Origin of the sequence: Massilia oculi (assembly GCF_003143515.1) — a bacterium.
Classification (GTDB): Bacteria; Pseudomonadota; Gammaproteobacteria; order Burkholderiales; family Burkholderiaceae_D; genus Telluria; species Telluria oculi.
On record NZ_CP029343.1, the window covers coordinates 4,090,355 to 4,103,935 of the forward strand.

The following is a 13,581-nucleotide window of genomic DNA, read 5'->3' on the forward strand; positions in this document are numbered from 1 at the left end:
GCCCCGGCCAACTCTACTCCACGAACACCACGGCGGTACGCGCCGGCACGGTAATGGTGCCGCGGGCGCCGTCGAAGCGCGCCTCGAGCGCGCGCTGGTCCGCCGCGCCAGTCGCGGTATGCACCGGATGCAGGCGCAGCTTCTTGCCGCGCAGGAGCATGGCGTCGATGGTGTGCGCCTTCTTGTCCACGTTCACCAGGTAGCCCAGGCCGGCGAAGTTCGCGCCGGGATAGCCCTGGCCGTCGATCCAGGCCGCCAGCACGGTCGGCACCTGCTCCGGACCGGTGTTGAAGAAACGCAGGCGGGCATTGATGTCCTCGGTGCTGCGCAGGCGCAGCAGCGTGGAGCTGGCGCGGATCCGCAGCAGGTCGCGGAAGGCGTCGCGCGCGAACGCGATGTCGGCGGGCGCCGGCTTCAAGGCGGCATTGGCCAGCAGCGGCTTGAACAGCGGCCAGTCCCTGGCATTGTCGGCGGCGGGCGGCAGGCCGGTGCCGAAGAAGTTATCCTGGTAGGTCCAGTCGAGACGGTTGAACCAGTCGCCCGAATTGAAGCTGTTGCGGTCCATCGATTTCGAGCGCAGCACGTCGATGCCGGCGTGGTAGTAGGCCACCCCCTGGCTGAAGGCATTGATCGCCATGCCCAGCACCTGCACCCGCGCGCGTTCGGCTGCGCTGGTCGCCACCGGCAGCTTGAGCGCGTTGATGTCGTACAGGGTCTGGTTGTCGTGGTTCTCGACGTAATTCACCGCCTCGGAAGGCTGGCTCGCATAGCCGGCCGGCTGGCCGCCGCCGTAGACGATGTCCTGCAGTTGGCGCACCTTGCCGTCGAAGGTCTGCATCGGGAAGCTGCGCACCGAGCCGGCCAGGCCGACGCGGATCATGTCGGCCGTACGCAGCAGATCGGCGGGCCTGGCCGCGCCGCCCAGCGCGTTCGGGTCATACACCAGGCCATTGATATAGCCCTGCTGGCGGATGACGGCCTCGCCCGAGTCGCCAGGCGAGCCGCCGCGCACGGCGTCGCGCGCGCGGTCGCTGAAGGTGCCGATGCCGGTGCCGTTCAGCGACAGCTGCGAGGCCTGCACGAAGCGCGCGCCGTCGGCTACCTCCCCGAAATTCCAGCCCTCGCCGATCAGCTGCACATGGCGGCCGGCGGCTTCGTTCACGTCCTTCTGCAGGCGCTCCATCGCCGCGCGCGGCTGGTGGCCCATCAGGTCGAAACGGTAGGAATCGATCTTGTAGTGGCGGGTCCACAGCACCGACGAGTCGATCATCAGCTTGGCCATCATCGTGTTCTCGGTGGCCGTGTTGAAGCAGCAGGTCGAGGTCTCGATGCCGCCTTTCTCGTCCAGGCGGTGGTAGTAGCCCGGCACCACGCGGTCGAGGATCGATTTTTCTTCCTGGCCGGCGATGAAGGTGTGGTTGTAGACGACGTCCGTGCCGACCCGCAGCCCTGCCTTATGCAGGTTCATCACCATCTCGCGGAACTCGACGATGCGGCGCGCGCCATCCTGCGGGTCGCTGGCATAGCTGCCCTCGACCGCATTGAAATGCTGCGGGTCGTAGCCCCAGTTGAAGCAGTCGGTGTGCGCGGTCTTGCCGATCAGCGCCTGCTGGCTTTCGCCATCCGGCGCGCCGGACGGCTGCGGCAGTGCGCAGCCGATTTCCGGGATGCTGCCGATGTCGTACACCGGCAGCAGGTGCACGTCGGTCAGGCCGGCCTTCGCCAGCGCGCGCAGGTGCTTCATGCCGTTCGAGTTCGTCTCGGAGAAGGCGGTGTACTTGCCGCGCTTGGGCGCGGGCACGGTCTCGTCGATCAGCGAGAAGTCGCGCACGTGCAGCTCGTAGATGACCATGTCGGTCGGGGCCTGCACCGTGGCCGGCGCACGGGTGTCGTCCCAGCCGCGCGGCTTGAGGTTCGGCGCATCGAGGTCGGCGATGTAGCTGCGCTTCGAATCCGCGTTCAGGCTCACCGAATACGGATCGGTGACCAGGTTGCGCACCAGGCCGGCGCCGGGCACGACGACGTCGACCGCGTATCGGTAATAGGTGCCCGCCAGGTCGCGCGGCAGGCTGGCCGACCAGGCGCCGGTCCTTTCGTCGAGCTTCATCGCGTGCACGGCGTTCGCCCTGGCCGTCGGGCCGTCATAGGTGCAGACCGCCACCTGGCGCGCGGTCGGCGCCCACAGCTTGAACTCCGTCTTCTTGGCGGTTGGCGTGGCGCCGAGGTCAGGGATGGCTTCGGCGGCGGCGTACAGCTCGTCGAGCGCGCTGGCCGACTGGATGCGGGTGGCGGAGATAACGGCGCCGTGCGCGTCTTCCTGCACCAGCACCAGCTGTTCGCGGTGCAGGGCGGGCAGGCGCGACAGGTCGCCGTCCGCCACGCGCAGGGTCGGGCCGGTGGCGACCCATTTGAATCGCTCGGCCGCTGCCTGCGGGACGGCGGTGGGCGAGATGTCCAGCTTCAGCGAGCCGGCGGCGCCGGCGACCTTGCCGCCTGGTTTGGCGACGATCGATGCGGCAGGGGAGTGGTACAGGCGATAGACGCCGTCGGCGGCGGCGCCGGGCCAGCGCACCAGGCGCTTGTCGAGCCAGACGGCGCGCGCGTCGAGTTGCTCGACGTTGGCTTGCAGGACTTCCTGGAAGCCGGCGCCATTGCACGCTTCAAGTGGAACCGCAGCGTAGGCGGTCGAGGACAGCGATGCCGCGACGAGGGCAAGTTGGAGTTTGTTCATGGTGGGTTGGCGGGTCTTGCGCCGACGCGTTCAGGCGCCGGTGCAGGACCACCGCATTGAGGGAGTTAAGAGGGAGCATGGGCGGCGCAGCCGCCCATCCCGCAAATTACGCCGCGTTGCCGCGATAATGATCGACCATCTTGTAGCGCGTCGCATACCAGCCGAACACCAGCGCCGACAGCAGCGCGAAGGCCGCGAAGAAGTACATCTGGAACGCCATCACGCCGACGCCCGAGCTGGCGATATACCCTTCGACCGCCTCGTTCTTGACGCTCGCGTTCACGATCAGCACCCACAGGTTGCCGACGGTGACGGCCAGGTACCACAAGGCCATGATCACGCCCTTCATCGAGGCCGGGGCCTGGCTGTAGGCGAATTCGAGGCCGGTCGCCGAGACCAGCACCTCGCCCAGGGTCAGCAGCGCATACGGGGCGATCTGCCAGGCGATCGAGACGGCGTCGCCGGCGTCGAGCGCGACCTGCAGGTTGCCCACCACGATCCAGGCGGCGGCCGACAGCACGATGCCTGTCGTCATGCGGCGCAGCGGCGTCGGCTCGATGCCGAACTTGCGCAGCAGCGGAAACAGGGCGAAGTTGTTGAACGGGATCAGGATCATCACCAGCAGCGGATTGAGTGCCTGCATCTGCGCAGGGATCACGTCGAAGCTCCAGCCGAAGATGCTGACCTGCGTGGTCATGGCATTGGCCTGCACGATCCAGGTCGAGGCCTTCTGGTCGAACAGCGACCAGAACGGCGTCACCAGCGCGAACACGATCAGGATGCGGAGCACGGCGCGCACGCCGTCCACGGCTTCTTGCGGATGCAGGCCGCGGGCGCGGTCCAGCTGCATCGAGGCGCCGATGCCGCCGAAGGCCATCAGCAGCACCAGTGCGGTGCAGGCGCCGATCACGAAGCCCCATTGCACCGACATCGCCAGCGAGACCACGGCGCCCGCGGCGCCGATCAGGGCGACGTTCAGGCCGGGCCGGCCCTGGCCGGGTTCGCGCGCCAGCAGGGCCGTCTTCGCCACCTGCATGAACGAATGCGGGTTCGGCGGCGACGGCGGCACGTGCACGTATTTCTTCTTGCCGCTCCAGAACACCATGGTGGCGATGAACATCAGGATGCCGGGCACGCCGAAGGCCCAGGCCGGACCGTAGTCGCGCAGCAGCAGCGGCATCAGCAGCGAAGCGAAGAAGGAGCCGAAGTTGATGATCCAGTAGAAGGCGTCGAACACGATCTTCGCCTTGTCCTTGTTGGTCTGGTCGAACTGGTCGCCGACGAAGGACGCCACCAGCGGCTTGATGCCGCCCGAGCCGAGCGCGATCAGGAACAGGCCGAAGTAGAAGCCGTTGACGTTGTCCTCGAAGATGGCCAGGCAGGCGTGGCCCGCGCAGTATACGAGGCTGAGCCAGAACACCGTGTTGTACTTGCCGAAGTAGCGGTCGGCCAGCCAGCCGCCCAGCAGCGGGAAGAAGTAGACGCCGATCACGAAGGTGTGGAACACGTGCTTGGCTTCGCCGGTGCGCATGTCTTCCGGCAGGAACATCAGGAGCGTCGTGATCAGGAAGGGCGTCAGGATGTTGCGCATCCCGTAGAAGCTGAAGCGCTCGCAGCCTTCATTGGCAATGATGTAGGGAATCTGCCGCGGCATTCGCCCGGAACCTGGTTTTGCTAGATCAGTCATCGACCGCTTCCTTGAAATGTCAAACAGACGCGATGCTATGACGAGGGGGTATCTCTTTGCAATAAAAATATTGTTGTGAAACAAACGAGAAACATATCGACGTAGTTTAGTTACGGCGATGGCGGCGCTGGAAACGTTTTCGATGTTTCAAGTCGTTGAATTGTAACGATAAATTGCGAATTTTCGGAAAACTTCCGGAATTGTCAAGTTTTGTTGCGTCCTGTATATTGCCTAGAATTCCAAACCACGGACCAGCCATGACCCAGATCCCGACCACGACGAATCCGAACTGGTGGCGCGACGCCATCATCTACCAGGTTTATCCGCGCAGCTTCCTCGATACGAACGGCGACGGCATCGGCGACCTGGCCGGCATCACCGAGAAGCTCGACTACATCGCGAGCCTGGGCGTGGACATCGTCTGGCTGTCGCCGTTCTTCAAGTCGCCGATGCGCGATTTCGGCTACGACATCGCCGATTACTGCGACGTCGACCCGATGTTCGGCAACCTGGCCGACTTCGACCGCCTGGTCGCCAAGGCCCATGGCCTGGGCCTGAAGATCATGATCGACCAGGTGATGTCGCACACCGCCGACAGCCACCCCTGGTTCGTGGAAAGCCGTTCCAGCCGCGACAATCCGAAATCGGACTGGTATGTCTGGGCCGATCCGCTCCCGGACGGCAACCCGCCGAACAACTGGCTGTCGGTGTTCGGCGGCTCGGCCTGGCAATGGGATACGCGCCGCAAGCAGTACTACATGCACAACTTCCTGGTGAGCCAGCCGCAGCTGAACTTCCATAATCCGGAGGTGCAGAGGGCCCACCTGGCGGCCCAGCGCTTCTGGCTCGAGCGCGGCGTCGACGGCGTGCGCCTGGACGCCTGCGTGTTCCACTTCCACGACCGCCAGCTGCGCAGCAATCCGCCGGCGCTGGTGCGCGACACCTCGACCGTGACCGACGTGAACCCGTACGGGATGCAGGCCCACATCTACGACAAGACCCAGCCCGAGAACATCGCCTTCCTGGAGCAGCTGCGCGCCCAGCTGGACGAATTCGGCGCGGTCTCGATCGGCGAGATCAGCTCGGACGACGCGCTGGCCCAGATGAACGAGTACATGGCGGGCGGGAACAAGCTGCACATGGCCTACAGCTTCAACTTCCTGACGCCGGTGTTCACGGCCGCCCATATCCGCGCGCAGGTGGAAGACTTCGAACGGCGCGTGGAGGAAGGCTGGGCCTCCTGGTCGGTCGGCAACCACGACGCGATCCGCGTGATGACGCGCTGGGGCGGCCCGCAAGCCACCGCCGGTTTCGCCAGGATGGTGCTGGCGATGCAGCTTTCGCTCAAGGGCACGCCCTGCCTGTACCAGGGCGACGAGCTGGCGCTGCACGAAGCCGACGTCCCGTTCGAACTGCTGCAAGACCCGTACGGCATCACCTTCTGGCCCGAGTTCAAGGGCCGCGACGGCTGTCGCACCCCGATGCCATGGCAGGCCGGCGCGCCGCATGCCGGCTTCACCGCGGGCACGCCCTGGCTGCCGGTTGAGCCTTCGCACGCCGCCGCCGCGGTCGACCTGCAGGACAAGGACCCCGATTCGATGCTGAACTTCCAGCGCCGCTTCATCGCCCTGCGCCGCACCATGCCGCAGCTGACGCGCGGCGAGATCGCCTTCATCGACGCGCCGGAACCGGTGCTGGCCCTGCGCCGCGACCTGGAGGGCGAGCGCAGCGTGCTGGCGGCGTTCAACCTGTCGACCGCGGAAGTGACGTTCGACTGGCCGGCGACCGAAGGCGCCGACCACATGGCCGTCGCGGGCCTGGCCGGCGAAGCCCAGCGCGGCCGCGTGACCCTGCCGCCGTACGGCGCCTGGTTCGGCCTGGTCCGCGCGGAGGGTTGATGGATACCCAGCAGGGGCAGGAGCCTGAAAAGTTCGCGCGCACGGCGTTCGCCGACGGACCGCGCCTGCTGGCCGACATCGGCGCGACCCATGCGCGCTTCGCGTTGCAGACCGCGCCGGGCGTGTTCCGCTCGGTCCAGGTGCTGCGCTGCGACGACTTCGAGGGCATCGTCCCGCTGCTGCGCCATTACCTGCGCGATCATGCGGCCCCTGAGAATGTGCGGCTGAACCACGGCGCGTTCGCGGTCGCCAACCCGATCAATGGCGACTACGTGCGCATGACCAACCGCGCCTGGGAGTTCTCCACCGATGCGGTGCGGCGCGAGCTGGGCCTGTCGACCCTCCTGATCGTCAACGATTTCACCGCGCTGGCCACCGCGCTGCCGGGCTTCGCCAAAGAGGACCTGATGCAGGTGGGTCCGGGTACGCCCGTGCCGGGCGCCGTCATCGGCGTGCTGGGACCGGGCACCGGCCTGGGCGTGTCGGGCGGGATCCCGACCGCGGACGGCTTCGTCACCCTGGGCAGCGAGGGCGGCCACGTCAACTTCGCGCCGGCCGACGAGCGCGAGTTCGCGATCCTGCAATACGCCTGGCGCGAGTGGCCGCACGTGTCGAACGAGCGACTGATCTCGGGCCCCGGCATGGAAGTCATCTACCGCGCGCTGGCCGACCGCAACGGCGTCGACGCCGTGGCGCGCAGCGCGGCCGCCATCGTGTCCGGCGCGCTCGAGTCCGACGATCCGCTGTGCCTGGAAACGCTCGAATGCTTCTGCGGCATGCTGGGCGGCGCCGCCGCCAACCTGGCGGTGACCCTGGGCGCTTTCGGCGGCATCTTCATCGGCGGCGGCATCGTGCCGCGTCTCGGCGAATGGTTCGCGCGCTCGCCGTTCCGCACGCGGTTCGAGGCGAAGGGGCGTTTTTCGGACTACCTGGCGGACATCCCGACCTATGTGATCACCACGCCGAACCCCGCCTTCCATGGCGTGGCGACCATCCTGGCCGAGCACCTGCGCGGCCGCAGCGGCGCCAACACGCTGATGGAACGCATCGGGCAGCTGCGCGAGGAACTGTCGCCGGCCGAGGCGCGCGTGGCCACGCTCGTGCTCGAGCATCCGCGCACGGTGCTGAACGAGCCGATCGCCGAGATCGCGCGCCTGGCCGACGTGAGCCAGCCGACCGTGATCCGCTTCTGTCGCTCGCTGGGCTTCCAGGGCCTGGCCGAATTCAAGCTCAAGTTCGCGAGCAGCCTGACCGGCGCGATCCCCGTGCGCCACAGCCAGGTGCGCATGAGCGACAGCACCCACGACCTGTCGGCCAAGGTGATCGACAACACGGTGTCGGCGATCCTGCGTTTCCGCGATCAGCTCGACGTGCGCTCGCTCGATCGCGCGATCGAACTGGTGAGCCGCGCGCGCCGCGTCGAGTTCTACGCGCTGGGCAACTCGCGCGCGGTGGCGCTGGACGGGCAGCACAAATTCTTCCGTTTCAGGATCCCGACCGCGCTGTATGGCGACGCCCACCTGTTCACCCTGGCAGCGGGGCTGCTGGGGCCGGGCGACGTGGTGATCGCGGTATCGAATTCGGGCGGCTTGCCGGAGCTGCTGCAGGCGGTGGACATCGCACGCGCCGCCGGCGCCGACGTGATCGCCATCAGCAACAGCCAGTCGCCGCTGGCGCGCAAGGCCAGCGTGTGCCTGGCGGTCGATCACAGCGAGGACAGCACCAGCTTCCTGTCGATGATCTCGCGCATCCTGCAGCTGCTGCTGATCGACATCATGGCGGTGGGGATTTCGGTCGACGGCCAGCATGGGCCGGAGGCGGGGAAGGATCCGCGCCGGCTGCTCATCTCGCACCTGGACAGCTGACGATTCGCCGGCATCGCCGGCGGGGCGCCGTCAGTTGGCGCTCTTGAGGTCCACGCGCTCGATGGTGCGACGCCATTCCTGGAGGCTGAGCAGGGTGTCCGAATCGGTGTCGTCGACCAGGATCTCGCTGCCGTCCTGGGCCACCAGGAAGCTCTCGCGGCGGTGCGCATTCTCGGCGCGGTTCTCGACGAAACTCAGCTGGTAATACTTCTTGCCGTTGACTTCGCGCGGGACCGGATCGTCTTCGATCACGGCGCCGTGCGCCTTGCCCTGGCTGCGCTGTTCGATCTGGCGCGACCAGGCCTGCAGTTCCGGCAGCGCCAGCAGCGAAGTCATCGCGTCCTGCTTCGTGTGCGCGGGCGCCTGGACCGTGGGCTCGGCGGGCGCGGGCGTCAATGGTGCTTCCCGCCCGGCGCGCTTGCAGCCGGCAACGGCGCAGCACAGCATCAGTGCGGCGATGGTCAGGCGCAAGGGGGGAGAAGATGCGGTGCGTGTGGACATGGCGGGTCTCATGAAGGCAGGTGGTCATGGTAAACCATGGGTGTTTTAGCGGCAACACAGCCGGCATCCAGCGTCGGCTAATTCCGGCCAGAAACTGATGTTGTCGGGTGGGCCAGCATCCCTGTGATTCAATATTTCCACACAGAAAGTAATTCGGTGTTTACGCCACGAAATCAACTTTTTCACTTCAGAAAGCAAATTTATTCATAGAAATAATGCTACGCTGTAGGATCACTCCTACCTGAAGCATTGTATGGACCGCCGCCGCGCCACCTACGCCCACCGTCTCGAAAAATCGTCGCAACGCGAGAAGCGGCTGGTCGCCCTCGCCGTACTCGGCGTCGCCGTCGGCGTGGCGGGCGTGCTTGCGCCGCCGCTGGACATCGATTGGCCGAATCTCGACCGCCAGGGCGGCGAGGTCACGCACTTCGGCGCCAATCCCGCCGCGGTCGCAACGCCGGTCGCGTCCGCGCCCGCCGGGCAGGGCGCCGCACGTCGCATCTACCCGTTTTCGATCATCCCGGGCGGCGTGGCGGACAGGCATGAGCTGGCGCGCGTCATCAGGACCGATCGCGTGGTGGCGGCGCACTATGCGGACTTCGACGTCGCCAACGCGCGCGCTGTCACCGTCACCGCGCCGCGCGCCGTCTACGTGTCGTACCGCAAGGGAAACCAGGTCTACTGGACCAGCAAGAAACTCATGCTGGCGCCTGGAGAAACCTTGTTCACGGACGGCAGGAACGAGATGCGGGCGCGCTGCGCAAACCGGATTTCCGACGTGCCGATGTATCCGGTCGAAGCCCATGGGCCGACCGAGTCGGAACTCGATTCCTTCGTCGCCGAGGATGGCGGCGGGTTGATGGCCGTGGCGGCCGGCATCGAGGGGCTCGACGACGATCCCTCCGCGGGACAGCGCTATCATACCGAGGTGTTCCCGAACGGCGCCGGCCTGCTGGCGGGCGCCGCTCCGGCCGCGCAGCCGCGCCTGTCCAGCCTCATGGGCAGCGCGCCCGCAAGGTATGGATCCGGCGTGTCGAACGGCGGCACGCTGGGCGGCGGCAGCGGCGATGGTGCGACGACGCCTTCGACCGGGACGCCTGGCGGCAGCACCCCGACGCCGGGCGGCGCCGGCAATGGCAATACCGGCAGCGGCGACAGTCCTGGCGGCAGCCTGCCCGGCGCCTCAACCCCGTCCAATCCGACGCCGGACACCGGCACCGTCCCGAACCCCGATCCCGGCCCGGGACCCAATCCGGAGCTGCCAGCCACGCCGGGCGTGCCGGGCACGCCGAACGGCCCCGATACGCCTGGTACGCCTGGTACTCCGGGCACTCCGGGGAATCCCGGCATTCCCGGCATTCCCGGCATTCCCGGCACGCCAGGTGGCCCTCCGGACGACACCGACGTCGAGCCGAACGATCCGGTCGAAGTGCCGGAGCCAGGTTCCCTATGGCTGGGCGGCGTGGCCTTCGCGGCCATGCTGTGGCTGCGCCGCAAGAGACCGGCCGCCAGGAGCTGATTCACCACACCCGGTTTTCCGGTGCGCTGCACGGCAAAAAGCCCGCGAGGCGTGAACCTCGCGGGCTTTTTGTCGTGGAGGACTGGCGCGCCGGCGTTGCCGCGGCGCGCCAGGCGACCGGATGAATTACATCATGCCGTCCATGCCGCCCATGCCGCCCATGCCACCCATGCCGCCCATGCCGCCGGCTGGCTTGTCTTCGACGACTTCCGAGACCATGCAGTCGGTGGTCAGCATCAGGCCGGCGATCGACGCTGCATTTTGCAGGGCCGAACGGGTGACCTTGGCTGGATCCAGCACGCCCATTTCGACCATGTCGCCATAGGTGCCGTTGGCGGCGTTGTAGCCGTAGTTGCCGGTGCCGGCCAGGACGGCTGCGACCACGACCGATGGCTCGTCGCCAGCGTTCTGGACGATCATGCGCAGTGGCTCTTCCATGGCGCGCAGGACGATCTTGATGCCGGCGTCCTGGTCAGGATTGTCGCCCTTGACGTCCAGGGTAGCGCGGGCGCGCAGCAGGGCCACGCCGCCGCCTGGCACGATGCCTTCTTCGACGGCAGCACGGGTTGCGTGCAGCGCGTCTTCGACACGTGCCTTCTTCTCTTTCATCTCGACTTCGGTGGCTGCACCGACGCGGATCACGGCAACGCCACCGGCCAGCTTGGCCACGCGCTCTTGCAGTTTTTCGCGGTCGTAGTCCGAGGTCGCTTCTTCGATCTGGGCGCGGATCTGCTTGACGCGGCCTTCGATCGATTCAGCCTGGCCGGCGCCGTCGATGATGATGGTGTTTTCCTTGCCGACTTCGATGCGCGAAGCCTGGCCCAGTTCCGCCAGGGTGACCTTTTCCAGGGTCAGGCCGACTTCTTCGGCGATGACCTGGCCGCCGGTCAGGATGGCGATGTCTTCCAGCATGGCCTTGCGGCGGTCGCCGAAGCCAGGGGCCTTGACGGCGACGGTCTTCAGGATGCCACGGATGTTGTTGACGACCAGGGTCGCCAGCGCTTCGCCTTCGATGTCTTCGGCGATGATGACCAGCGGACGGCCGGCCTTGGCGACTTGCTCCAGCACCGGCAGCAGGTCACGGATGTTCGAGATCTTCTTGTCGCACAGCAGGATGAACGGCTGCTCGTGGACGGCGACTTGCTTGTCCGGGTTGTTGATGAAGTACGGCGACAGGTAGCCGCGGTCGAACTGCATGCCTTCCACGATGTCCAGCTCGTCGTTCAGCGACTTGCCGTCTTCCACGGTGATGACGCCTTCCTTGCCCACTTTTTCCATCGCTTCAGCGATGCGCTCGCCGATCGAGGTTTCCGAGTTGGCCGAGATCGCGCCGACTTGCGCGATTTCTTTCGAGGTGGTGGTTGGCTTGGCGATCTTCTTCAGTTCTTCGACGGTCGCTGCGACGGCCTTGTCGATGCCGCGCTTCAGGTCCATCGGGTTCATGCCGGCGGCAACGAACTTCATGCCTTCGCGCACGATGGCTTGTGCCAGCACGGTCGCGGTGGTGGTGCCGTCACCGGCGTTGTCGCTGGTCTTGGAAGCGACTTCCTTGACCATCTGCGCGCCCATGTTCTGGAGCTTGTCTTTCAGTTCGATTTCTTTTGCGACCGAGACACCATCCTTGGTGACGGTCGGGGCGCCGAACGAGCGCTCGAGCACGACGTTGCGGCCTTTCGGGCCCAGGGTGACCTTGACTGCGTTGGCCAGGACATTGACGCCTTCGACCATCTTGGCGCGCGCTGCGTCGCCGAACACTACTTCTTTAGCTGCCATTTGTTATTTCTCCGAATGTTTTCGTGAATGGGGTCAGGGAATTACTGCTGGACGACGGCCATGATGTCTTCTTCGCGCATCACGAGCAGTTCTTCGCCATTGACCTTGACGGCCTGGCCGGAGTACTTACCGAACAGCACGCGGTCGCCGACTTTGACTTCCAGCGGGCGAACCTGGCCGTTGTCTTGCACTTTGCCGTTACCGACGGCGAGGACTTCGCCTTGGTCTGGCTTCTCTGCCGCGGCATCAGGGATGATCAGGCCAGACGCAGTCTTGGTTTCCTGGTCGAGGCGCTTGACGATTACGCGATCGTGCAGAGGACGAAGGTTCATGCAAAACTCCTTAATATTCAGTGGTTTAACTAGCGTTTTTTTGACACCGCCGCGGCCTGGGTATCAAGCACCGGGGCGGTCTGCAAAGAGTTGTTAGCACTCTCTACTAACGAGTGCTAATTATAGGGACGATAATTTGCCATTTCAAGCGGCAAGATCGCTAAATAGTTTTGTGCGTCTGAGCAAACGCAAACCAACCAACGCTAGCGCAATGTGTTTTTGGCATCTCTTGCCGACACATACAGAACAGACAAGAGGCGGGCAGCGTACACTGCCTGGCGCTTTCCTGCCGCACGCCAGGCCATCGCGGCAGGGCCGCCGGGACCTGCTTCGTCGCACCGCAGCGTGATTCGGTTGACGGAAAATCCATCTCGATCCTATAGTGTCGGATGATTTCCGAATTCCAAGACCTCTCAGACAAAATCGACCGGCTCGCCCAGCTGACCCAGTCGCTGCGCGCCGAGAACTATTTGCTGCGCCAGGCCAATACCCTGCTCAGCGCCGAGAACCTGGCGTTCAAGGAGCGCCTGGTCGAGGCCCAGCGCCGGGTCGAGGCCCTGCTCGACGGCTTGCCCAAGCCACCGGCCGAGGAAGGCGAAGAGGGCGGGCAAGACGAGGCCGCCGGCGATTCGGCCGGCGCGGCGAGCGGCGCACCAGGCAATAGTGAGGCAGCACGATGATCCATCTCGACGTCACCATCATGGGCCAGCCCTACCGCCTGGCCTGCCGCGACGGCGAAGAGCGCACGCTGCGCGAGGCCGTAGCCTACCTCGACGGCAAGATGTGCCAGCTGCGCGATTCGGGCAAGGTGCGGGGCACCGACCGCATCGCCGTCATGGCCGCGCTGAGCGTGGCCGCGGAATTCCTGTCGGTGAAGTCGCCACAGGGGCCGCTGTCGGACATGTCGATCCTCGAGGTCAAGCAAAAGCTGGAAGCGATGCATACCGTGCTCGACAAGGCGCTGGCACCCCAGGAAAATCTTTTCTGACAAGCCGAATCCGTTTGACATGCCGCTTCAAAAGAGTAAACTGCGCTCTACCCTGCGGTGTTCGAGATTTGCCATATATTCCTTGAACCATTCTTACGCATAGGTCGTGGAACAAGTTCGATGGGAGTGAGCGTCACTCGTTTGACGAACCCGAAATTGATCTGACCGTGACCGCCTTGAACCGTTTTGGTTCAGGATGCCGGCAAAAACGGCACTGGCGGGGCTAGGACACACAAGCGGTTGCGCACTTTGTACGCAGCCGCTTTTTTTGTGCGCGCGTCAATCGT

Annotated in this window: 10 protein-coding genes and 1 other RNA gene; 6 read left to right on the forward strand and 5 right to left on the reverse strand. The window is 65.6% G+C overall.

Annotated elements, in window-relative coordinates:
* Positions 1-13: 13 nt before the first annotated feature.
* Both DIR46_RS18470 and DIR46_RS18475 read right to left on the reverse strand, forming a co-directional pair.
* Entirely contained in the window at positions 14-2,731 is a 2,718-nt protein-coding gene (locus DIR46_RS18470; protein ID WP_109346544.1) for an alpha-1,6-glucosidase domain-containing protein, read from the reverse strand.
* 106 nt (positions 2,732-2,837) lie between these two features.
* Positions 2,838-4,418: a POT-type proton-dependent oligopeptide transporter gene (locus DIR46_RS18475; protein ID WP_229446305.1), complete on the reverse strand. Its 1,581-nt coding sequence runs from the start codon at positions 4,416-4,418 to the stop codon at positions 2,838-2,840.
* Positions 4,419-4,675: 257 nt separating this feature from the next.
* Between DIR46_RS18475 and DIR46_RS18480 the strand changes: the two genes are divergently transcribed.
* Both DIR46_RS18480 and DIR46_RS18485 read left to right on the forward strand, forming a co-directional pair.
* On the forward strand, positions 4,676-6,316 hold the full coding sequence (locus DIR46_RS18480; RefSeq protein WP_109346546.1) for an alpha-glucosidase family protein: 1,641 nt from the start codon (positions 4,676-4,678) through the stop codon (positions 6,314-6,316).
* Positions 6,316-8,181 (forward strand): glucokinase, encoded by a 1,866-nt coding sequence (locus DIR46_RS18485; RefSeq protein WP_109346547.1) that lies wholly within the window; start codon positions 6,316-6,318, stop codon positions 8,179-8,181. Before DIR46_RS18480 ends, DIR46_RS18485 begins: the two co-directional genes overlap by 1 nt.
* Positions 8,182-8,211: 30 nt before the next feature.
* Here DIR46_RS18485 and DIR46_RS18490 read toward each other — a convergent pair whose 3' ends face one another.
* Positions 8,212-8,682 (reverse strand): hypothetical protein, encoded by a 471-nt coding sequence (locus DIR46_RS18490; protein ID WP_109346548.1) that lies wholly within the window; start codon positions 8,680-8,682, stop codon positions 8,212-8,214.
* A 253-nt stretch (positions 8,683-8,935) separates the two neighbouring features.
* Here DIR46_RS18490 and DIR46_RS18495 point away from each other — a divergent pair, with 253 nt between their 5' ends.
* Entirely contained in the window at positions 8,936-10,201 is a 1,266-nt protein-coding gene (locus tag DIR46_RS18495; protein WP_109346549.1) for a PEP-CTERM sorting domain-containing protein, read from the forward strand.
* Between the two features lie 126 nt (positions 10,202-10,327).
* On the opposite strand, the gene groL is transcribed toward DIR46_RS18495, so the two are convergent.
* Both groL and groES read right to left on the reverse strand, forming a co-directional pair.
* Positions 10,328-11,974 carry a chaperonin GroEL gene (gene groL, locus DIR46_RS18500; RefSeq protein ID WP_109346550.1) on the reverse strand — a complete coding sequence of 549 codons (1,647 nt, stop codon included), beginning with the start codon at positions 11,972-11,974 and terminating at the stop codon, positions 10,328-10,330.
* 41 nt (positions 11,975-12,015) lie between these two features.
* On the reverse strand, positions 12,016-12,306 hold the full coding sequence (gene groES / locus DIR46_RS18505) for a co-chaperone GroES (RefSeq protein ID WP_109346551.1): 291 nt from the start codon (positions 12,304-12,306) through the stop codon (positions 12,016-12,018).
* A 389-nt stretch (positions 12,307-12,695) separates the two neighbouring features.
* Here groES and DIR46_RS18510 point away from each other — a divergent pair, with 389 nt between their 5' ends.
* The 3 genes from DIR46_RS18510 to ssrS all read left to right on the forward strand — a co-directional run bounded on the left by DIR46_RS18510 (position 12,696) and on the right by ssrS (position 13,522).
* Positions 12,696-12,986, forward strand: coding sequence for a hypothetical protein (locus DIR46_RS18510; protein WP_109346552.1), 291 nt, complete (start codon positions 12,696-12,698; stop codon positions 12,984-12,986).
* Positions 12,983-13,294 (forward strand): cell division protein ZapA, encoded by a 312-nt coding sequence (locus tag DIR46_RS18515; protein ID WP_109346553.1) that lies wholly within the window; start codon positions 12,983-12,985, stop codon positions 13,292-13,294. Before DIR46_RS18510 ends, DIR46_RS18515 begins: the two co-directional genes overlap by 4 nt.
* Positions 13,295-13,340: 46 nt before the next feature.
* Positions 13,341-13,522: non-coding RNA, 6S RNA (ssrS, locus tag DIR46_RS18520), on the forward strand.
* Positions 13,523-13,581 lie beyond the last annotated feature (59 nt).